The sequence below is a fragment of the Noviherbaspirillum agri genome, from assembly GCF_054780595.1.
On record NZ_BAAGWA010000002.1, the window covers coordinates 317,139 to 337,941 of the forward strand.

The 20,803-nt window shown below is 59.7% G+C and carries 18 protein-coding genes and 1 other RNA gene; 1 reads left to right on the plus strand and 18 read right to left on the minus strand.

Annotated elements, in window-relative coordinates:
• Positions 1-105: 105 nt before the first annotated feature.
• From ftsZ to ACYVIA_RS04245, 17 genes are all read right to left on the minus strand, one after another.
• Positions 106-1,290: a cell division protein FtsZ gene (gene ftsZ, locus ACYVIA_RS04165; protein ID WP_460838159.1), complete on the minus strand. Its 1,185-nt coding sequence runs from the start codon at positions 1,288-1,290 to the stop codon at positions 106-108.
• Between the two features lie 100 nt (positions 1,291-1,390).
• The gene (ftsA, locus tag ACYVIA_RS04170; RefSeq protein ID WP_460838161.1) at positions 1,391-2,623 is read right to left on the minus strand and encodes a cell division protein FtsA; all 1,233 of its coding nucleotides are present in this window, start codon (positions 2,621-2,623) and stop codon (positions 1,391-1,393) included.
• A gap of 10 nt (positions 2,624-2,633) precedes the next feature.
• Positions 2,634-3,401 (minus strand): cell division protein FtsQ/DivIB, encoded by a 768-nt coding sequence (locus tag ACYVIA_RS04175; protein ID WP_460838163.1) that lies wholly within the window; start codon positions 3,399-3,401, stop codon positions 2,634-2,636.
• 26 nt (positions 3,402-3,427) lie between these two features.
• Complete coding sequence (locus tag ACYVIA_RS04180) at positions 3,428-4,414, minus strand: D-alanine--D-alanine ligase (RefSeq protein WP_460838164.1); 987 nt, start codon at positions 4,412-4,414, stop codon at positions 3,428-3,430.
• A 20-nt stretch (positions 4,415-4,434) separates the two neighbouring features.
• On the minus strand, positions 4,435-5,820 hold the full coding sequence (gene murC / locus ACYVIA_RS04185; protein ID WP_460838166.1) for a UDP-N-acetylmuramate--L-alanine ligase: 1,386 nt from the start codon (positions 5,818-5,820) through the stop codon (positions 4,435-4,437).
• Positions 5,810-6,892, minus strand: a complete 1,083-nt coding sequence (murG, locus tag ACYVIA_RS04190; protein ID WP_460838167.1) for an undecaprenyldiphospho-muramoylpentapeptide beta-N-acetylglucosaminyltransferase — start codon at positions 6,890-6,892, stop codon at positions 5,810-5,812. Before murG ends, murC begins: the two co-directional genes overlap by 11 nt.
• A 115-nt stretch (positions 6,893-7,007) precedes the next feature.
• Positions 7,008-8,216 carry a putative lipid II flippase FtsW gene (gene ftsW / locus ACYVIA_RS04195; protein WP_460838170.1) on the minus strand — a complete coding sequence of 403 codons (1,209 nt, stop codon included), beginning with the start codon at positions 8,214-8,216 and terminating at the stop codon, positions 7,008-7,010.
• The gene (gene murD / locus ACYVIA_RS04200; protein WP_460838171.1) at positions 8,213-9,706 is read right to left on the minus strand and encodes a UDP-N-acetylmuramoyl-L-alanine--D-glutamate ligase; all 1,494 of its coding nucleotides are present in this window, start codon (positions 9,704-9,706) and stop codon (positions 8,213-8,215) included. The genes ftsW and murD overlap by 4 nt, the downstream gene beginning before the upstream one ends.
• Positions 9,706-10,875 carry a phospho-N-acetylmuramoyl-pentapeptide-transferase gene (gene mraY / locus ACYVIA_RS04205; protein ID WP_460838173.1) on the minus strand — a complete coding sequence of 390 codons (1,170 nt, stop codon included), beginning with the start codon at positions 10,873-10,875 and terminating at the stop codon, positions 9,706-9,708. Before mraY ends, murD begins: the two co-directional genes overlap by 1 nt.
• 13 nt (positions 10,876-10,888) lie before the next feature.
• Positions 10,889-12,262 (minus strand): UDP-N-acetylmuramoyl-tripeptide--D-alanyl-D-alanine ligase, encoded by a 1,374-nt coding sequence (locus ACYVIA_RS04210; RefSeq protein ID WP_460838175.1) that lies wholly within the window; start codon positions 12,260-12,262, stop codon positions 10,889-10,891.
• Entirely contained in the window at positions 12,262-13,815 is a 1,554-nt protein-coding gene (locus ACYVIA_RS04215) for a UDP-N-acetylmuramoyl-L-alanyl-D-glutamate--2,6-diaminopimelate ligase (RefSeq protein ID WP_460838177.1), read from the minus strand. The genes ACYVIA_RS04210 and ACYVIA_RS04215 overlap by 1 nt, the downstream gene beginning before the upstream one ends.
• Complete coding sequence (locus ACYVIA_RS04220) at positions 13,815-15,572, minus strand: peptidoglycan D,D-transpeptidase FtsI family protein (RefSeq protein ID WP_460838179.1); 1,758 nt, start codon at positions 15,570-15,572, stop codon at positions 13,815-13,817. Before ACYVIA_RS04220 ends, ACYVIA_RS04215 begins: the two co-directional genes overlap by 1 nt.
• Positions 15,572-15,844: a cell division protein FtsL gene (ftsL, locus tag ACYVIA_RS04225; protein ID WP_460838180.1), complete on the minus strand. Its 273-nt coding sequence runs from the start codon at positions 15,842-15,844 to the stop codon at positions 15,572-15,574. Before ftsL ends, ACYVIA_RS04220 begins: the two co-directional genes overlap by 1 nt.
• A complete protein-coding gene (gene rsmH, locus ACYVIA_RS04230) occupies positions 15,841-16,806 on the minus strand; it encodes a 16S rRNA (cytosine(1402)-N(4))-methyltransferase RsmH (RefSeq protein ID WP_460838182.1) in 966 nt (321 codons plus the stop codon). Before rsmH ends, ftsL begins: the two co-directional genes overlap by 4 nt.
• Before the next feature lie 9 nt (positions 16,807-16,815).
• Positions 16,816-17,244, minus strand: a complete 429-nt coding sequence (gene mraZ / locus ACYVIA_RS04235; protein WP_460838186.1) for a division/cell wall cluster transcriptional repressor MraZ — start codon at positions 17,242-17,244, stop codon at positions 16,816-16,818.
• Between the two features lie 1,236 nt (positions 17,245-18,480).
• An RNA gene (gene rnpB / locus ACYVIA_RS04240) (RNase P RNA component class A) lies at positions 18,481-18,850 on the minus strand.
• Positions 18,851-18,896: 46 nt separating this feature from the next.
• A complete protein-coding gene (locus tag ACYVIA_RS04245) occupies positions 18,897-19,124 on the minus strand; it encodes a hypothetical protein (protein ID WP_460838188.1) in 228 nt (75 codons plus the stop codon).
• A gap of 167 nt (positions 19,125-19,291) precedes the next feature.
• On the opposite strand from ACYVIA_RS04245, the gene ACYVIA_RS04250 reads away from it, so the two are divergent.
• Entirely contained in the window at positions 19,292-19,798 is a 507-nt protein-coding gene (locus tag ACYVIA_RS04250) for a hypothetical protein (RefSeq protein WP_460838190.1), read from the plus strand.
• A gap of 128 nt (positions 19,799-19,926) precedes the next feature.
• Here ACYVIA_RS04250 and ACYVIA_RS04255 read toward each other — a convergent pair whose 3' ends face one another.
• Positions 19,927-20,694 carry an enoyl-CoA hydratase gene (locus ACYVIA_RS04255; RefSeq protein ID WP_460838192.1) on the minus strand — a complete coding sequence of 256 codons (768 nt, stop codon included), beginning with the start codon at positions 20,692-20,694 and terminating at the stop codon, positions 19,927-19,929.
• Positions 20,695-20,803 lie beyond the last annotated feature (109 nt).

Genomic DNA, 20,803 nt, shown 5'->3' on the forward strand with positions numbered 1-20,803 from the left:
AAAAAACGCCGCACTACCTGGGTGCGGCGTACAGCATGCAGTATGCCCTTATCTTGCTTTTTTTGCAGGAGACGGCATTCCCGCTGCCGTAACAGCGGGAAGCGATCAGTCCGCCTGCTTGCGCAGGAATGCCGGAATGTCGTAGGTTTCCATGCCATTCTTCTCGAGCGCGCGCACCGTTTCCGATGCGGACTCGCGGCGCCATACGGCCGGCTTGCTGAGGCCCTCGAAGGAAGGTGCCGATTGACCAGCACCCTGGTGGCCAAGACTGCCCTGGGCAATCGGTTCATTGTGCGTGCCGGTGCGCAGTACCGGGGTCTGCACCAACTGCACATTCTTGCGGCCGCGGCCGAGGCCAGTGGCAACCACCGTTACGCGGATGTCGTCGCCCATGGCATCGTCGTAGGCGATGCCTTGTGCAATCGATGCATCCGGCGCAGCGAAGGCGCGCACGGTCGCCATGACTTCCTTGATTTCCTTGCCCTTGAGGTTGCGGCTTGCGGTAACGTTGACGAGCACGCCCCGCGCACCGGACAGGTCGATGCCGTCGAGCAGCGGCGATGCCACTGCCTGCTCCGCCGCGATGCGCGCACGGTCGACGCCGGAGGCGGTCGCCGTCCCCATCATGGCCTTGCCCTGCTCACCCATGATGGTCTTGACGTCGTTGAAGTCGACGTTGATGTGGCCCGGCACGTTGATGATCTCGGCAATGCCGGCCACCGCGTTGTTGAGCACGTCGTCGGCATGCTGCAGCCATTCGATCATGCTGTCGTCTTCATAGATCTCTTCCAGCTTCTCGTTGAGAATCACGATCAGTGAATCGACGTGCTGCGACAATGCATCGAGGCCTTCGTCGGCGATTTCCATGCACTTCGCGCCTTCGTACGAGAACGGCTTGGACACGACGGCGACGGTCAGCGCACCCTGCTCTTTGGCCACTTGCGCGACGATAGGCGCAGCGCCGGTCCCGGTGCCGCCACCCATGCCAGCAGCGATGAACACCATGTGTGCACCGCGCAGTGCGTCTTCGATACGCGCGCGGGACTCTTCCGCCAGCTTGCGGCCGACCTCGGGCTTCATGCCGGCGCCGAGGCCGGTTTCGCCGATCTGGATGACGTTGTGGGCTTTCGATTGCGCCAGTGCCTGCGCATCGGTGTTGGCAGCGATGAATTCGACGCCGGACACGCCCTTGTTGATCATGTGCTGCACTGCATTTCCGCCTGCGCCGCCAACGCCCACCACCTTGATCACGGTGCCGAGGTTTGCGTTATCGATCATATCGATTTCCATGCTAACTCCCTTAGATGATGCAGTTTTCAGTCGTTAATCACCACGCGGTGTGGCGACTAGCAACTGCAAACTGCGGTACTGCGTTTAACAATTATTGACTTTAAAAATTACCTAAAAACCACTCTTTCATGCGCTGCCACACCGCCTTCACCGAGCCGTCCTGACGCGTGACGATGTGGCCTCGCAGGTACTGCTTCTTCGCCTCCAGCAACAGACCCAATACGGTCGAGTAACGCGGACTGCGCACAACATCGGCGAGCTGACCGCTGTACTCCGGAACGCCAAGGCGCGCCGGCTTCAAGAAGATGTCTTCCGCGAGCTCGACCATGCCCGGCATCATTGCCGAGCCGCCGGTCAGCACGACACCGGACGACAGCACCTCTTCATAGCCCGATTCGCGCACCACCTGGTGCACCAGCGCAAACAGTTCTTCCACCCGCGGCTCGATCACGGCTGCCAGCGCCTGGCGCGACAGCGTGCGCGGACCACGGTCGCCCAGCCCCGGCACTTCGATCGCCTCGCCCGGATCAGCAAGCACCTGCTTGGCGACGCCGAAGCGCAGCTTGATTTCTTCGGCTTCCGCCGTCGGCGTGCGCAACGCCATCGCAATGTCGTTGGTGATCTGGTCGCCGGCAATCGGAATGACGGCGGTATGGCGGATCGCACCTTCCGTGAAGATCGCAACATCAGTGGTTCCGCCGCCGATGTCGATCAGCACCACGCCCAGCTCCTTTTCGTCCGGTGTCAGCACGGAATCGGCTGAAGCCATCGGCTGCAGGATCAAGTCCGACACTTCCAGACCGCAGCGACGCACGCACTTGACGATGTTCTGCACCGCGGATACCGCGCCGGTGACGATGTGCACTTTTACTTCAAGGCGGATGCCGCTCATGCCGATCGGCTCGCGAACGTCTTCCTGGTTGTCGACGATGAATTCCTGCGGTACCGTGTGAAGCAATTGCTGGTCGGTCGGGATGTTGACCGCCTTAGCGGTTTCGATGACGCGCGCAACGTCGGTCGCCGTCACTTCCTTGTCCTTGATCGCGACCATGCCGCTGGAGTTGAAGCTGCGGATGTGGCTGCCGGCGATCCCCGTGTAGACGTTCTTGATCTTGCAGTCGGCCATCAGCTCGGCCTCTTCCAGCGCGCGCTGGATCGACTCGACCGTCGCTTCGATATTGACGACAACGCCCTTCTTCAATCCCTTCGATTCGTGCTGGCCGAGCCCGATAACCTCATGCCTCCCATTCGGCATTACCTCGGCGACGACGGCCACTACTTTCGATGTGCCGATGTCGAGTCCGACGATCAGGTTTTTTGCGTCTTTTGTCATGATGTCCCGCTTACTTTTTCTTTCCGTCCAGCCCCAATGACAGGCCCTGCGCCTTGAGCGCCAAGCCATTCGGGTACCGCATATCGATACTTTCAATTCTGTCCTGCAAGCGCGACACCAGCTGCGGATAGACCCCGATCAGCCGCTCGACGCGCTCCTTCAATGTCGCCTCGCTCTGCGCACGTCCGAGCTCGACCTTCATTCCGTTATCGAGCGTTACCGTCCATGCGTAGCGGTGCGACAGCTGGACCGATGCCGGCGCCAGCTTGATCGGCTTGAACCATTCGTGCAGTTCACGAAAACGCGCGACCACTTCCTTCTCGCTTCCGTCCGGCCCCGAGAACGCCGCAAGCTCATGATCCTCTTCCGCTTCCGCAAGGTTCGCCGTGAAGACATCGCCCTTGGTCGACACCAGCCGTCCGTCGTCACCCCAGGTTCCCAGCGGCTCGTGCTCTTCCAGCGTCACGATCAGCTTGTTCGGCCATTCGCGACGCACCGATGCCTTGCGCACCCAGGGCACCGCTTCGAAAGCGAGGCGCGCCGCGTCCAGGTTGGCGGAAAAGAAATTGCCCCTGATTCGCGGCAGCGCCGTGGTACGCACCGTCGACGTATTGACATGCTGCAGCGGCATGCCGTCGGCACCCTCGAGACGAATCACCTTGAGCGTAAACATCGGCCGCTGCGATACCCACCAGATGCCAGACGCGAGCAGGCTCAACACCAGCACGCCAAGCAGGGCGCTAGTGGTTGCGTTGAGCATTCTGATGTCGTGCCACATGGTCGATACGTATTCCGCTTGTCCTCTTATTGCACTTTCCAGTCCGGCGAAGGCTTCAGGTCGAGATCTGCCGACCGCAGAATTTCGACGCACAAGTCTTCATAGCTGACACCCGCCGCTTTGGCCGACATCGGCACCAGCGAGTGGCCCGTCATTCCCGGCGATGTATTGATCTCCAGGAGGAACGGCTCGTTATCCGTTGCACGCAGCATGAAGTCCACGCGCGCCCAGCCGGCGCAGCCTAAGGCATTAAAGGCGCGCACCGCAATCGATTGGATCTTCCGGGTCAATGCTTCGTCCATCGGCGCCGGGCACAAGTACTTCGTGTCGTCGCTGAAGTACTTGTTCTGGTAATCGTAGTTACCTTGCGGCGCGACGATTTCGACGACGGGCAATGCACGCGCACTGCTGCCTGCGCCAAGTACCGGCACCGTCAATTCGCGCCCGGTGACGAACTCTTCAGCGAGCACCGCCTCGTCATACTTCGCGCACAGGTCGAACCCGGCCTGCACTTCGGCCGCAGAAGTCACCTTGGCGATGCCGATGGTGGATCCTTCATGCGGCGCCTTCAGCATCAGCGGCAGGCCCAGTTCATCGGGCAGCTTGCGCAACGCCTCGGCAGTCGCATTCTTCGCATCGAGCACAACAAATCGGGGCGTCGGCAAATCGTGGCTCAGCCAGATACGCTTGGTCATCACCTTGTCCATGCCGATCGACGACGCCATCACGCCGGAGCCGGTATATGGAATGCCGAGTTGCTCCAGCACGCCCTGCAGCGTTCCATCCTCGCCGTAGCGTCCATGCAGGGCGATAAACACGCGATCGAATTTTTCGGCGGCGAGTTCCGCGATGCTGCGTTCGGCCGGATCAAACCCGTGCGCGTCGACACCCTTGTTTTGCAGGGCTTTCAGCACGCCGCTGCCTGACATCAGCGACACCTCGCGCTCGGCGGAACGTCCACCGAACAGCACACCGACTTTGCCAAACTCTGTTTTCAACTCTGTTGCACTCATGATTAAACCTGCACTCATAGTCAGCGCGTTTGGGCCAACTTGCCCGGCACGGCACTGATCGAACCGGCGCCCATGGTGATGACCACATCACCATCCTTTGCCATGTTCATGATTGTGGCCGGCATCTCTGTGATGTCTTCCACGAAGATTGGCTCTACTTTGCCCAGCACGCGCAATGCATGCGCCAGGGCGCGACCGTCTGCGGCAACAATCGGTTGCTCGCCCGCCGAATAGACTTCCGCCAGGACCAGCGCGTCCACCGAGGACATGACTTTCACGAAGTCCTCGAACAGGTCGCGGGTACGCGTAAAGCGATGCGGCTGGAAGGCAAGGACGATGCGCCGGCCGGGATAGGCGCCGCGCGCAGCTGCCAGCGTCGCCGCCATTTCCACCGGATGGTGTCCGTAGTCGTCCACCAGCGCGAAGCTGCCACCATTCGGCAGTTTGATGTCGCCATAGCGCGTAAAGCGACGTCCGACACCATTGAACTCGTGCAGCGCCTTTTGTGTTGCCTTGTCGTCTACGCCGAGTTCACGCGCAATGGCGATGGCGGCACAGGCGTTCTGTACGTTGTGCATGCCTGGCTGATTCAGGCGCACAGTCAGCGGCGGATACTCGTCCTGGATGACCGTGAATTCCATGTGCGTATCGACCGCTCTTGCATCCACTGCCCGCACCTGCGCTTCCGGATGGAAGCCATAGGTCAGGATCGGCTTGGAAATGAACGGCATGATTTCGCGCACGCTCGGGTCATCGATGCACAACATGACCACACCGTAGAACGGCAGGCGCTGGGTGAATTCGACAAACGCCTGCTTCAACTTGGCGAAGCTGTGGTCGTAGGTCTCCATGTGGTCGGCATCGATGTTGGTAATTACCTCGATGCACGGCGAGAGATTCAGGAAGGAAGCATCCGATTCGTCGGCTTCTGCGACGATGAAGTCGCCCGCACCCAGCTTCGCATTCGCGCCTGCACTGTTCAGGCGCCCGCCGATGACAAAGGTCGGATCCAGGCCGCCTTCCGCCAGCACACTGGCGACCAGGCTGGTAGTCGTGGTCTTGCCGTGGGTGCCGGCAATGGCGATGCCCTGCTTCAGGCGCATCAGTTCAGCCAGCATGATGGCGCGCGGTACGATGGGAATATGCTTGGCGCGCGCCGCAATTACTTCCGGGTTGTCGCCCTTGACTGCGGTGGACGTGACAATCGCGTCCGCATTCTGAATGTTTTCCGCTGCATGCCCGATCGTGATCTTCGCACCGCGCTCGATCAGGCGTTGCGTGGCCGCATTGCTACTAAGATCCGACCCGGTGATGGTATAGCCCAGGTTCAGGAGCACCTCTGCAATGCCGCTCATGCCGCTGCCGCCGATGCCGACGAAGTGGATATTCTTTACTTTATGCTTCATTTTTAGTCGCTAATTCTTCTAATACACTCGCGATTGCTTCATTCGCCTGGCGCCTTCCGATGTCATGCGCCGCCTCTGCCATCACCCTGCAATCCTCCCGGCTCAGCGATTGCAGCAACTCTGCAAGACGTTCCGGGTTCAGCTCACTCTGCGGCAGATGCACCGCTGTCTTCTGCTTCGCCATCCACTGCGCGTTGTCGCGCTGATGGGATGTGGTTGAGGCCACCAGTGGTACCAGCACACTCGCCACACCTGCTGCCGTCAGTTCCGACACGGTGATCGCACCTGCACGACAGATTACGAGGTCGGCCTGCGCGTAGCGCCGCGGCATGTCGTCGATGAAATCGACCACCTCGGCCTGAACCTCCGCCTTCCTATAGGCGTTGCGCAATGCCTCGATGTGCTGCTTCCCTGACTGATGCGTCACTACCGGGCGCACCTCCTCGGGAATGCGTGCCAATGCAACCGGCAGTGTTTCATTCAATACCTTCGCCCCGAGGCTTCCCCCAACTACCAGCAATCGTAACGGCCCGGTGCGCTCCGCATAGCGTTGAACAGGTGGGGGAACATCAATGATTTCCTGACGTACGGGATTACCTGTCACCAGCGCCTTGGTCGCCGCATTGCCGAAATCGGCCGGAAATCCAAACAACACGCGCTGCGCCAGCGGCGCCAGCGTCTTGTTGGACAACAACAGGGCCGCATCCGCATTCACCAAAGCCAGGGGCACGCCACGAAGCCTGGCCATGACGCCGCCCGGCACCGTCACGTAGCCGCCCATGCCAAGCACTACGTCCGGCTTGCGGCGGCCGATGATGCTGAAGCAGGACGCAAATGCCGCGCCCATCTTGAAGACGCCGCGCACCGTGTGCATCAGGCCTTTTCCGCGCATGCCGGCAAAGTCGATTGAATCAATGTCGACGCCATGCTTCGGCACGATGTCGCGCTCCATGCCGTGCGTGGTGCCCAGCCAGGTCACCTGCCATCCGCGCGCGCGCATCGTCTGTGCGATCGCGAGGCCCGGGAAGATATGCCCGCCAGTGCCGGCCGCCATGATCAGAAGACGCTTCATATGCGGCCTCCACGCATGAGAATGCGATTTTGGCTATGGCCAGTCGCTGGGGCGCCTTTAACTTTGCTGCGCAAAGTTAGCCTCCGCCGAAATAGTGTGCTCAGGTTAAGAATGCTCATATGCGACCTCCTCGCATGAGCACTCTGTTTTCATAGTCAATGCGCAGCAGGATCGCCAGCCCGACACAGTTGATCAGCACTCCGGAGCCGCCGTAGCTCATCAGTGGCAACGTCAGCCCTTTGGTCGGCAACAGCCCAAGATTCACTCCCATGTTGATGAAGGCCTGCACGCCGATCCAGATGCCAATGCCTTTTGCGGCCAGCCCCGCGAAGGTTTGGTCCATGGCGATGGCTTGGCGGCCGATCTCGAACGAGCGTTTGACGATCCAGTAGAACATCGCGACCACCACCAGGACGCCGGCAAACCCAAGTTCCTCGCCGATCACTGCCAGCAGGAAGTCGGTATGCGCCTCAGGCAGGTAATGCAGCTTCTCGACGCTGCCGCCAAGCCCGACGCCGAACAGTTCGCCACGGCCGAAGGCAATCAGCGAATGCGACAGCTGGTACGCCTTGCCGAGCGCGTTGCTCTCTTCCCAAGGATTCAGGTACGCGAAGATCCGTTCACGCCGCCACGGCGACAGCAGGATCACCATGCTGAAGATGCCGACCAGGGTCGCGCCAATGCCGCCAAACCAGATGCCGTTGATACCGCCGAGGAACAGGATGCCCATCGCAATGCACACAATGACGCCGAAGGCGCCGAGGTCCGGTTCCAGCAGGAGCAGGAGACCGACGACGCCGATCGCAATCGTCATTGGCATGAAACCCTTGGTCAGCTTGTGCATCACCTGCTGCTTGCGCACGGTATAGTCGGCCGCGTACAGGACGACGAAGAGTTTCATCAGCTCCGACGGCTGCAGGTTGAACACCTTGAACGACAGCCAGCGCCGCGCACCGTTGACGCCCTTGCCTATACCGGGGATCAGAACCAATACGAGCAGTACTAGCGTCGCGACGAAGAGATACGGTGCCAGCCGCTGCCAGGTTTCGATACGCACGCGGAAGGCAAGCAGGCCCGCGATCAGCGCCGCGCCGATAAAGGTGGCCTGCCGGACCAGGAAATGCGAATTCTTGTAGTTCGCATACTTCGGCGAATCGGGCAGCGAAATCGAGGCCGAGTACACCATTACCATTCCGAACAGCATCAGCAGCACGACCACCCACACCAGGGGCTGGTCGTACTCCATCATCTTCGAGCGCTGGATACTGCCTGGCAGCGGTGCCTGCGCAGAAGACGAGCCGAAGGATGGCAACACGAATCTCATGCGATCACCTCACCGCGTGCCAGTGCAATTTCACGCACCGCGTCCACAAAGACTTCCGCACGATGTGCGTAATTGCGGAACATGTCCAGGCTCGCGCAGGCCGGCGAAAGCAGCACACCGTCTCCCGGCTGGGCGAGCTCCGCGGCTTTTTGCACCGCGGATTCCAGCGTCGGGCAGGCGACCAACTCGACACCCGTCGATTCCAGCGCGGTGCGGATTGCCGGCGCATCTTTGCCAATCAAGAGAACGGCGCGGGTGTATTTCGCAACCGGTTCGGCCAATGGCGCGAAATCCTGTCCCTTGCCGTCACCGCCGGCAATCAGCACAAGACGGCTCAAACCGCCCTGCATCGCACCAAGGCCATTGAGAGCGGCGACCGTGGCACCAACGTTGGTGCCCTTGCTGTCGTCGTAGTAATCCACGCCGCCGACATTGGCAACGAGTTCCACGCGGTGCGGTTCGCCACGGTATTCGCGCAGGCCGTGCAGCAACGGCGCGAGCGGCAGGCCGATTGCACGGCACAATGCCAGCGCAGCAAGTGCATTGGCCGCGTTGTGCTGTCCGCGGATTTGCAGCGCATCGGCCGGCATCAGGCGACTGATTGTGACGGGTACTTCAATGTGGTCTTTTTTGCGGCGCGGCCTCTCGTCAGGCTCGCCGGCGACTGCGGTCGACAGCCACTGCATGCCGTTGTCCAGCACGAGGCCGAAGCAGTCCGGCCGGTCCGGTTCGTTCGAGCCGAAGCTGATATTCGTTGCGAGCGGCGCCGCCATCTGCATCACGCGGGCATCATCGCGATTCAGTACGCGAATGGTCTTTTCGCCAAAGATGCGCGCCTTGTCTGCTGCGTACGCGTCCATGTCACCGTGCCAGTCGAGGTGGTCCTGCGTCACATTCAGCACGGTTGCGACATCGGCCTGAAGCGAATATGTCGCATGGAGCTGGAAGCTGGACAGCTCCAGTACCCAGACCTGCGGCAGGTCGTCGCCATCGAGCGCAGCGCGCAGTACGTCGAGTGCGGCGGGGCTGATGTTTCCGGCAACCAGGGTCGTCAGCCCGGCCCGACGGCATAGCAATCCCGTCAAGCTCGTCACGGTGGTCTTGCCGTTGGTGCCGGTGATCGCGATCACTTTCGGCGTGTAGCTGCGCTCAGTGCGCAATGCAGCAAGCGCCTGTGCGAACAGTTCGATTTCACTCCACAGCGGAATGTTCTTTTCCTGTGCCGCAGGGATGATGTCTGCCAGCTCGCGATTTGGCGCCAATCCGGGACTCACAGCGACGAAATCAACGCCGTCGAGCAGCGATGCCGTGAGCGGGCCGCCGACGAACTCGATCGTCGGCACCGCTTCGCGCAGCGCCGGAAGGCGATCCGGTTCGCTGCGCGTGTCGGCCACGCGCAGCGTCGCGCCGCAGCGTGCCAGCCACAGCGACATCGCCAGGCCGGTTTCACCCAGCCCGAGAACGAGAACGTGTTTGCCCTGGTAGTCCATTAGCGCAGCTTCAAGGTTGACAATCCGAACAGCACCAGCATCATCGTGATGATCCAGAAGCGCACGACGACCTTCGTCTCTTTCCAGCCCTTTTGTTCAAAGTGGTGATGCAGCGGTGCCATCAGCAGGATGCGACGACCAACGCCGAAGCGCTTCTTCGTGTACTTGAAGTAGCCGACCTGCAGCATCACCGACAGCGTCTCGACGACGAAGATGCCGCCCATGATGAACAACACGATTTCCTGTCGCACGATGACTGCGATCGTGCCGAGCGCGCCACCGAGTGCGAGTGCACCGACGTCACCCATGAACACCTGTGCCGGATGTGCGTTAAACCACAGGAACGCGAGCCCTGCGCCAGCCATCGCGCCGCAGAAGATCAGCAACTCCCCGGAGCCAGGGATATGCGGAATGAACAGGTACTTTGCATACACGGCGCTGCCGGTGAGATAAGCAATCAGTCCAAGCGCCGACCCCACCATCACGGTCGGCATGATCGCCAGGCCGTCGAGTCCGTCGGTCAGGTTGACGGCATTGCTCGTGCCGACGATGACGAAGTAAGTCAGCGCGATGAAGCCCCATACGCCCAGCGGATAGCTGATCGTCTTGAAGAACGGAACGATCAGGTCGGCCTTCGGCGGCAAAGCGAGATTGAAGCCGGACTGCACCCATTCCAGGAAAAGCTGCCAGACCTGGGTATTGGTGGGCGCAGACACCGAAAAGGCAAGATAAACAGCAGCGACGATGCCAATTAGCGATTGCCAGAAGTACTTCTCGCGCGAAGACATGCCCTCGGGGTTTTTGTAGACCACCTTGCGATAATCGTCGACCCAGCCGATCGCACCGTAACCGAGCGTTACGACCAGCACTACCCAGATGAAGCGGTTGCTCCAATCCGACCACAGCAGCGTGGAAATGCCGATTGCCAGCAGAATCAGCGCGCCGCCCATGGTTGGCGTGCCCGATTTGATCAGGTGTGTTTGCGGGCCGTCAGTACGTACGGCCTGTCCGACCTTCAGGCGGGTGAGCATGCGGATCATCGCCGGACCTGCAAGCAGGCCGATCGCCAGTGCGGTCAGCGTCGCAAAAACGGCACGGAACGTGATGAAGTTAAAAACCCGAAGCGGCCCGAGTTCTTGTTGAAAGGTTTGTGCCAGCCAGAGCAGCATGTCAGTGGGATTCCTATCCTTGATCTTTTGTTGGATTGACGAGGTGCTGGACGACGCGCTCCATCTTCATGAAACGCGAGCCCTTCACCAGCGCCGTCGTGCCGGCGGAAACAAGTGCCTCGGCGGCCTGGTTGATCGATTCGACATTGTCGAAATGCTGCGCCCTCGGGCCGAACGCAGTACTTGCGTGCTGCGCGAGTTCGCCCAGCGTCAGCAAATGTTCAATGCCCTTGTCACGTGCATACGTGCCAATCTCGACATGGAACTGCGGGCCTTCATCGCCCACTTCGCCCATGTCGCCCAACACCAGGACCCGGGGTGCTGCAGCATGCGACAGAACGTCGATCGCAGCACGCACCGAATCCGGATTGGCGTTGTAGGTATCGTCGATCACCAGTGCACCGCTCTTTGCCGTCTTGCGCTGCAGGCGGCCACTGACCGGGGCGAATGCCTCGAGGCCGCGAACAATCGCATCCTCGGTCACACCGATCGCCAGCGCGCATGCAGTTGCAGCCAATGCGTTACGCACGTTATGCACGCCCGCTGCAGAGAGCTTCACCTGGAAATGTTTCCCGCCGGCAGTAATGGACAGGTCACTGCCGAAATCGTTCACCACATATGTGCATGTCACGTCAGCGTCTTGCGACAAACCGAATGTCATGGTCTTGCGCTGGCCCGCGTACGCACGCCAGAGCGAGGTATAAGTGTCATCAGACGGGAATACCGCGACGCCGTCCGCCGGCAAACCTTGGATTACGCCACCGTTTTCCTTGGCGACAGCCTCCACGCTTTCCATGAATTCCTGGTGCTCGCGTTGTGCGTTATTCACCAGTCCGACGGTAGGCTGTGCGATCGCAGTAATCGCCGCGATTTCCCCCGGATGATTCATGCCGAGTTCCACGACCGCGGCCTTGTAAGAGGCGTTGAGCCGGAAGACGGTAAGCGGTACGCCGATATCGTTGTTGAGATTGCCACGGGTAGCAAGGTAGTTATCCGCCCCAAAGGCTGCAGACAGGATCGAGGCGACCATTTCCTTCACGGTCGTCTTGCCGTTGCTGCCGGTGACGCCGATCACCGGCAGCGAAAACTGGCGACGCCAGAACGTGCCGATTTCACCCAAAGCGATGCGCGTGTCCGGCACGACCAAGGCCGGCAACGTAAATCCGTCAGGCACGCGTTCAACGACGACTGCGGCAACACCTTTGCCGGCCACATCGCCCAGGAAGTCGTGCGCATCGAAACGTTCGCCGCGCAATGCAACGAACAAACTGCCAGCAGGCGCCTGACGGCTGTCCGTCGTGACGCCATCAAATGCCGCCTCTGCAGTCGTATTTACAACGACCGCATCCGAAATCCATGGCTGCAATTCAGCCAATGATGATTTCATCAAATCATCCCCTTCATTGTTACCCTTGCAGCCAGCGCCAACGCGGCATGGTCTGCATCCAGAAACGGCATTTTTTTGCCTTTGATCTCTTGATACGATTCATGGCCCTTCCCTGCCAACAAAACCACATCGTTCTTGCCCGCATGCCGCACTGCCCACAGGATCGCAGCGGCACGGTCTTCCACCACATGCAGCGCATCCTGTCCGATACGTTCGGTATCGATACCCTTGACGATCTGCGCCAGGATTTCCGACGGCTCTTCGCTGCGCGGGTTGTCGCTCGTGACAATGATGTGATCCGCCAGTTGCGAGACCGCTCCCATCTGCGGACGCTTGCCCGGATCGCGGTCGCCGCCGCAGCCGAATACGCACCACAACTCTCCGCTTCGCTGTTGCGATACCTGCCGCAAGGTCGTCAGCGTTTTTTCAAGCGCATCCGGTGTGTGTGCGTAATCGATCACGACCAGCGGCGCGTCCTGGCCACCCAGCTGCTCCATCCGGCCGGGGACCGCGGTCAGCGTTTCCACGGCCTCGACCGCCGCCTTCAGCTCCGCGCCATTCGCCATCAGGACGCCAAGGATGCCGAGCACATTGCTCACATTGAACTGCCCGACAAGCTGCGTCTTGATGACAGCCGATCCCGAATGCAGCGCATTGCGTGACTCAAGACGGAACGTCGTGCCGCCATGGGTCGTGCGAATGTCGCACGCGTCGAGGATTGCGATGCCCGGTACGGCTTTCGCTCCCACCGTGTACCCGGTAATAGGCAAGGAGGGACGCTGCTGCTTCAAATGGGTAATCAGGCGCATTCCCATGTCGTCGTCAAGATTGATCACGGCATGGCGCAGACCGGGCCAGTCAAAGAGCATTCTCTTGCTGGCTTCATACGACTGCATGTCGCCGTGGTAATCCAGGTGGTCGCGCGTGAAATTGGTAAACAACGCAACATCAAAGTGCATGCCATTCAGGCGCCCCTGATCAAGACCGATCGACGAGGCTTCGATTGCGAGTGCCTGCGCCCCGGCATGGCGCATCTGAGACAACTTGCGCTGCAGCAGCACCGCGTCCGGCGTTGTATAGCCGGTTGAATTGAATCCGGCATGTGCCCCGCCTTGGTACATGCCCACACCCAGCGTGCCGATGACTGCGGTCGGTTGGCCGAGGTGCGACATCGCCTTGCCCAGCCACTGGGAACAGGAGGTCTTGCCGTTCGTTCCAGTAATGGCGACGGTAAACATCGCGCTATCAGGACGACCATAGAAGGCGCCGGCGACCGGACCTGCAATCTGCTTCAATCCTTGGACTGCGAGGTGCGGAACGTTCCAGGCGCCGCTCCAGGCGAAGTCGGCGGCCTCGTACACAATCGCCTTTGCGCCGCGCTCGATGGCGCTGGCGATGTAGGTGCGTCCGTCGGCGGCGTCGCCCGGGTAGGCAAAGAAGACGTCGCCGGCGTTTATCGCACGGGAGTCGGAAGACAGTTGCGCAAGCGGTGCACTGGCCTTCAGCCAGGCCAGTACATCGGTTATATCCGGCGTTACGGGAGTTGCGCTCATCACATACTCTCCTCAACGGGATTTTGCGGGACGATGATGTCGGTCACGGTCGAATCGGGCGAGACGTTCAACGCACGCAAGGCGTTGGCTGTCACAGCCGAGAACACGGGCGCCGCAACCTGGCCACCATAATGGAAACCGTTGGACGGCTCATCGACCATGACCGCGACAATGATGCGCGGGTCCGATACGGGCGCGAAGCCGACGAAGGACGATACGTACTTGTTTGCGTACTGCCCATTGACCAGCTTGTGTGCTGTGCCCGTCTTGCCTGCCACGCGGTAGCCTGGCACCTGTGCCTGCGGCGCCGTCCCCTCCGGTCCGGCTGCCATTTCAAGCATGCGCCGCACATCGCGCGCAGTCTTTTCGGAGATCACGCGCTGGCTGATCGGGCGATCGCTCGCCTTCTGCAGGGTCAGCGGAATCATGTCGCCATCACGTGCAAACACCATATAAGAGTGCGCAACCTGGATTAGCGATGTGGAAATACCGTGACCATAGCTCATCGTCGCCTGCTCGATCGGTTTCCATGACTTGTAGGGACGAACGCGGCCGGCGACGGCCCCAGGAAAGCCGAGCTTGGGCTGCTGGCCGAACCCGACGGTGGTAAACATGTCCCACATCTGTTGCGGCTCAAGCTGCAGTGCTAGCTTGGTGGTACCGACGTTGGACGATTTCTCAAGCACCTGTGCCACGGTCAGCAAGCCGTGCGGATGCGCGTCGCCGATCGTCGCGCGCCCGATCGTCAGGCGGCCTGGCGCCGTCTGGATCATCGTATTCGGAGTGACGTGCCTGTTTTCCAGCGCCAGCGCAACGGTAAACGGTTTCAGGGTCGAGCCCGGTTCAAACGTATCCGTCATCACGCGGTTGCGCAACTGTGCGCCAGTCAGACGTGCGCGGTCGTTCGGGTTGTAGGTTGGAAGGTTGACCAGTGCTAGCACCTCGCCGGTCTTCACATCAAGCACCACGATCGCGGCTGCCTTGGCCTTGTGTTTTGCCACCGCTTCCTTCAGATGGGAGTAAGCGATGTACTGGATCTTGCGGTCAATCGACAGCGCCAGGTCCTTGCCGTCGAGCGGCTCACGCTTGGCACCGATGTCTTCGACGATGTTACCGAGCCTATCCTTGATCACCCGACGACTTCCGCCGGTACCCGCAAGGCTCTTCTGAAACGCGAGCTCCATGCCCTCCTGGCCGACATCCTCGACGTTGGTGAAGCCGACAACATGCGCCATCACATCACCGTCGGGGTAATAACGCTTGTACTCGCGGCGGGTACCGATTCCCGGCACGTTCAGCTTGGCGATCTTGTCGATGATGTCCAGCTCGACCTGGCGTTTCAAGTAGACGAAGGTGCGGTCGGAATCGAGCTTCTTGCGCAGGTCCTGCTCGTTCATGTCGAGCAGCTTTGCCAGCGCGCGGATTTTCTCGGCCGGCGCTTCCAGAACGTCTTCCGGTATCGCCCACACGGACTTGACCGGTAATGAGGACGCCAGCACCTGGCCGTTACGGTCGGTGATTTTGCCTCGCGTTGCAGGCAGCTCGAGTGTCCGCGCGTAGCGGGACGCGCCTTGTTTCTGCAGGAATTCAGTGGACAGTCCCTGCAACCAGAGCGCGCGACCAGCCAGTGCTGCAAAGCCGGCGAACAGTGCAAACAACACGAAGCGGGAGCGCCATACCGGCAGCTTCACCGCGAGCACCGGACTCGCGCTGAACTGCACTCCCTTTCCGGCCGCGGTGCGAGACGCGCTGCGCATCAGTTCGCCCCCGTCGTCAGGTACTGGGTACGCGCCGGCGTCACAGGGACCATGTTGAGGTCTTTGCGCGCATTCGCTTCGATGCGGGCATGTTTCGCCAATGTGGACTGATCAAGCTGCAATTGCGCCCAGTCGATTTCGAGCTGTCTGGCCGCGGCTTGCGCGCGCTCGAGTTCGATGAACAGACGTCGTGCCTGGTATTGAGAGTTGACGACGGAAAGTGCGCACAGCACCAGCGCGACCGTCAGGACCAGGTTGACGCGTCCGCTCATTGCGCACCTCCGTTGACGAGAGTGCGTTCAGCAACGCGCAGGATGGCCGAACGGGCGCGCGGGTTGGCGGCCACTTCAGCGTCGGTCGGCTTTAACTTTGCCAACAGCTTGAGTTCCGGCTTCGGCAGCTCCGCTGCACGAATCGGCAGGCGACGGTCCGGCTGCGGCGCGTTGGCTTTGGACGCCATGAAGCGCTTGACGATGCGATCTTCCAATGAATGAAAGCTGATCACAGCCAATCTCCCGTGCGGGGCCAGTTTTCCGAATGCGGCGGCTAGTCCTATTTCGAGTTCTTCAAGCTCTTTATTGATGAAAATCCGGATAGCCTGAAAGGTACGAGTGGCCGGATCTTTGCCCTTCTCGCGGGTTTTGACGGCGTGTGCCACGATCTCGGCAAGCTGTCGTGTGCTTGAAATTGGGTGCTCTGCCCGGCGAGCAACAATCGCCTTTGCAATCTGAAAAGCAAACCGTTCTTCCCCATAATCTCTAATAACCTTTCCAATCGTCTGTTCTGACTCGGTCGCGAGCCACTCCGCCGCCGACATCCCGCGCGTCGTGTCCATGCGCATGTCCAGCGGTCCGTCCAGTCGAAAGCTGAAACCCCGCGCCGCCTCATCCACCTGCGGCGACGAGATTCCCAAATCCAGCAACACTCCATCCACCTGCGCGATCCCGCGCAGTGCCAATGCCTCGCCCATCGTGGCGAAACTGTCATGCACGATCTCAAAACGCTTGTCCGCGACCGTGCGCGCAGTGGCAATCGCCTGCAGATCCTTGTCGAACGCGATCAGGCGCCCCTGCGCGCCGAGGCGCTCAAGAATCCGGAGGCTATGCCCGCCACGGCCAAAGGTACCGTCGACGTACACGCCATTGGCGCGTGTGCCGTCGATGGCCAGCGCTTCAACCGCTTCCTGCAGCAGCACCGTACGGTGCTGCAAGTCCGGCACCGCTTTGTCAGTCATTACGGGCCGTTAAAACGAAAAGTTACTAAGCACATCGGGCATGCCGTTGGCGACCGCCTCCGCCTCGCTTTCGGCGAGCTTTGCGGCATCCCAGATCTCGAAATGGCTACCCATGCCGAGCAACATCACGTCACGCGTGAGGCCAACTGCGGCACGCAGCTCGGGCGCAATCAGGATGCGGCCGGCGGTATCCATTTCGACATCGGATGCATTGCCAAGGAAAATGCGCTGCCATGCGCGTGCGGACATCGGCCACGCGGCGATCTGTTCACGGTGGTTTTCCCAGACCGGGCGCGGGAAGAAAAGGAGACAACCATGCGGATGCTTGGTCAGCGTCACACGACCTTCGCATTGCAGGGTCAGGGCGTCACGATGCTTGGCCGGAATCGTCATCCGCCCTTTCGCATCGAGATTCAGTGCTGACGCGCCTTGGAACACCCTGATTACCCTCGTGGTTGTCGTTTTTTGATTGCTTTTGTGAAACGTTTTGCGGGATCGCTTTGGCGTTTCGCCCCACAAAAATACACTTTTTCACACTGCTGCCCACTTTAGAGGATGCTTTATTTGCGGTCAAGTAATATTCAGAGGCAAAAATGTGATTTTTCCCAATGAAGTCAAGGACTTAGCGCGTTTCGCTCAAGCAACTTGAAGGATGAATCCCTAAAATAATGAAGGACTTATCGTGGACTCTGAAGGTAATGTCTAAGATATATACATGTGTAACCTTGGAAACCGCATGGCACCGCCGTTTTCGTCGGTGAGGCGTAAACGCTGCAGTCGCCCACCTATTGTTTGCAGGCATTGGAAGCAGCTCAGGGCTTTTAGTTCACGCTGGAAAGAGCTCAAGCCGCTTGTTCAGCGTTCCGCGGTGACAACATTGACGACCTGCCAATGAGCGTTATCTAGATGCAGCGTGCGCGCGGTGGTAGGCGACGTCCTGCACCACGACGAGCAGCACGTCTACTTCGTGAGGTAAGGGCGCAGCATCCGTTCCATGCTTGATAACGAGCTTTGCTCCCTCGCACGCCTAATGAAAGAGTGGCCAAAAAGCCTGCCTGGTGCCGACGTACGCCTGACCGACGAAGTGTCCACCGACAAGGAATGCGCAACACGAAATTGGCCGCCGATCGCATCGTAAAAAACGTCGCACCGTATTGGCGCACAACGAGGCAGATCGGGCGAGGCGGCCATATTGAAGGAGTCCCGTCGCGGAGAAAAAGTGCCGCGCGCAGCGGACCGTACAAGGATTCGAGCTACAAAGCCGGAGTGATCAAAATTGTAGCGGGATGAGGTGGGGAATCGATGAAGGCAACGCAGCAACTGCTACCAACCTGGGCTGAGCGTGGAATGCGTCAACGCGATGCAGGAAGCCGCCAGCATGGACATGAAAGGAGCGGAAAGGGTAGAGCCGGTTGGTCGTGGGATGAAATCTTGGAAGCGGGAAGGCGATTACGGACGCACCCTTCGGGTGCAACACAGGACGACTAGCGGCCGCTATTCTTGTGCATCCGGCCTCGCGATCCTCCACTATTCACTGTTGTCCATCCCACGGCCAACAGGCTCTGGAAGCTCAACTTTATCGAATGCCGTCCTGGGTACGTTGAGTTCGCTCAAGTTGCAAAGTGCGTGCGCTGCACCATTGTTCAGCTTAAAAAATCCTCAACGCCGGAAAGAAATTGAAGCAAGCCGATAGGCCGGATTCTGTTACGACAGGTTGCCCTGTTATGACAGCCATTCGTCTAGGCCGTGAATTACTTCACGGCTCAAGCTTCCTACCCGCACGCTCCGCGAGCAGCATCAATGCGTGCCTATTTGGAATTGCTCCGAGTGGAGGTTACCGCGTTTCACCCTTTGTGACGCCAAGAGCGGCTTGCGCCGCCACGTCCCAAAGACTCGTCTCTGTGGCCCTGTTCCTCGCCTTATACGCATCCGGCTTACGCCGGCAACGCTTTCGGCGGACGGTCGTTAACCGTCACCCCGCTCTGTGGAGTCCGGACCTTCCTCCCGCCATCTTGCGATAGCCGGCGGCTGTCTGGCTTGCTTCGGGCGCCATTGTATCGCAACGAGGTATGACGCATTCTTTTCGATGACTATTTCGCTCGAATATGCGCATTGGACGTTATGTGCGGCAATTCGGCATCCCGCACTGCGCGGCTTTGCAGCCCAATGGCCGCGCCGCCCGCCATGCCAAGCTTCTCGCTCACCTTGCTCACATCACCCTCCCGGGTGAATACGCGCGTTTCTGCTTGTTCTTCCCTGCCCCGCTGCTGGCAAGAGGAGAGATGCAGGCATTGCCAACCGTCATTTATTTTCAGCACACGCTTCGTGCGGCCTCGTGCCGGATTCGCGGCAAGAATTTTTTCGCCCCAAGATTGTCAAGTACTACACGCCGTGCCGCGGTTTAAACAGGGCTCTTCATTTGGCCGGTGGCGCACCGTTGTCTCAACGATTCCAGAATAATTCCGAACAGGAAATTTATTAGCATATGGCGCTCGTCTCCATTACCGAAGCGGCAAAGCTCGTTCGAAGGAATAGATCTACTCTCTACCGTGACATCGAGCGGGGCCGTTTGAGCAAGACCGTGACACCGGAGGGCGAAACCCAGATCGAAACCTCCGAACTGCTGCGCACATATGGGCAGTTGCATGCCTCGGACGATGACGAGGGTGATGGCCAAACTCGTACCCAGGTCAAACTTGCCATATTGGAAGAGAGGAATCGCTCGCTGGAGCGAGCACTCGCCTTGGAGGCAGAACTGCGCAAGGTGAAAGATCAGGTCACGAATGAACTGCGCGCCCGACTCGCCGACAAGGACAACGTGATCAAGACGCTGGAAAGCAAGGTGCTATTCCTCGAGTACGACAAGCAGGTGGAGTCCTTGCATGCCGAAGGATCCGGCCAGAAGCCCACGCACGTGGACAAGCCGGGCACTCCCGAAAAACCGCCCATGCGGTGGAAGCGGTGGTGGCAAAGGCTGACGAAGACAGGTTGATCTCCTTGAGGAGCAGACCTGCCTTCTGCGCAAGTAGAGTGCACTCCTTGCCACTTTCCTTGCGTCATTCAATCTAGCGGGGACACATGGTGCGCGGGCGTACCATGTTCGTATGGAGCCTCGCGGCCTCAGGAAAACTTGCTGAAGTCCGGTTTGCGCTTCTCGAAGAACGCTGTGAATGCCTCTTTCGCCTCCTTTGACACCAGCATTTCGCCGAAGTGACGATTCTCTTCCATCATGCGCGACTGTACCGCCTCCGTCTGTGCGGACTTCATCAGGCGCTTGGTGATCCTCAGCGAGGACGCCGGCAATGCAGCGAGTTTCGCAGCTTGCGCATGTGCGAACTCCATCAGTTCGCCCACCGGCAATACCTGGCTGACCAGCCCCATGTCATAAGCCTCTTTCGCGAGAAAGGCTTCGCCGAGCATCAGCTTTTCCGCCGCACGGGGGTAGCCAACGATCTGCGGGAACAACATGCTGGACGAAAATTCCGGGCAAAGCCCAAGCTGGGTGAAGGGCATGGCGAATTTCGCATTATCTGCCGCATACACAAGATCACAGTGCATCAGCATGGTGGTGCCAATTCCCACGGCATTGCCTGCAACCGCCGCAACCACCGGCTTGGTTGCCGTACTCAGCGCGCGCATGAATTGCGCCACCGGCCGGTCGCCCACTTCCGTGGAAGAATTTTTCAGGAAATCCTCAAGGTCATTACCGGCGGTGAAGATTTCCGGCTTGCCCTGGATGACGATTGCTCGAACTGCGGCATCGCCTTCCGCATCCTTGATCGCATCCGCCATCATTTGGTACATGGCCGATGTAATTGCATTCTTCTTTTCCGGACGATTGAACTCAATCGTCAAGATTCCGTTGGACTTGGTGGTCAGAATATCCATGTAGTCTCCGATGAAATCGGCGTTCTTGTGCCGATGAATATGCAGGCTGCTGGAGCCTGAAAAATTATTCCTTACGTCCCTGCGTATCTGTGCCGCTCAACTTACCATC

Bases quoted from the DNA above. Each gene is read 5' to 3' on its own strand.
- murC (WP_460838166.1), bottom strand. From the start codon at position 5,820: ATGAAGCATAAAGTAAAGAATATCCACTTCGTCGGCATCGGCGGCAGC.
- ftsA (WP_460838161.1), bottom strand. From the start codon at position 2,623: ATGACAAAAGACGCAAAAAACCTGATCGTCGGACTCGACATCGGCACA.
- ftsW (WP_460838170.1), bottom strand. From the start codon at position 8,216: ATGAGATTCGTGTTGCCATCCTTCGGCTCGTCTTCTGCGCAGGCACCG.
- ACYVIA_RS04180 (WP_460838164.1), bottom strand. From the start codon at position 4,414: ATGAGTGCAACAGAGTTGAAAACAGAGTTTGGCAAAGTCGGTGTGCTG.
- ftsL (WP_460838180.1), bottom strand. From the start codon at position 15,844: ATGAGCGGACGCGTCAACCTGGTCCTGACGGTCGCGCTGGTGCTGTGC.
- ACYVIA_RS04215 (WP_460838177.1), bottom strand. From the start codon at position 13,815: ATGAGCGCAACTCCCGTAACGCCGGATATAACCGATGTACTGGCCTGG.
- murD (WP_460838171.1), bottom strand. From the start codon at position 9,706: ATGGACTACCAGGGCAAACACGTTCTCGTTCTCGGGCTGGGTGAAACC.
- ACYVIA_RS04210 (WP_460838175.1), bottom strand. From the start codon at position 12,262: ATGAAATCATCATTGGCTGAATTGCAGCCATGGATTTCGGATGCGGTC.
- ACYVIA_RS04220 (WP_460838179.1), bottom strand. From the start codon at position 15,572: ATGCGCAGCGCGTCTCGCACCGCGGCCGGAAAGGGAGTGCAGTTCAGC.
- ftsZ (WP_460838159.1), bottom strand. From the start codon at position 1,290: ATGGAAATCGATATGATCGATAACGCAAACCTCGGCACCGTGATCAAG.
- murG (WP_460838167.1), bottom strand. From the start codon at position 6,892: ATGAAGCGTCTTCTGATCATGGCGGCCGGCACTGGCGGGCATATCTTC.
- ACYVIA_RS04175 (WP_460838163.1), bottom strand. From the start codon at position 3,401: ATGTGGCACGACATCAGAATGCTCAACGCAACCACTAGCGCCCTGCTT.
- ACYVIA_RS04250 (WP_460838190.1), top strand. From the start codon at position 19,292: ATGGCGCTCGTCTCCATTACCGAAGCGGCAAAGCTCGTTCGAAGGAAT.
- rsmH (WP_460838182.1), bottom strand. From the start codon at position 16,806: ATGACTGACAAAGCGGTGCCGGACTTGCAGCACCGTACGGTGCTGCTG.
- ACYVIA_RS04255 (WP_460838192.1), bottom strand. From the start codon at position 20,694: ATGGATATTCTGACCACCAAGTCCAACGGAATCTTGACGATTGAGTTC.
- mraY (WP_460838173.1), bottom strand. From the start codon at position 10,875: ATGCTGCTCTGGCTGGCACAAACCTTTCAACAAGAACTCGGGCCGCTT.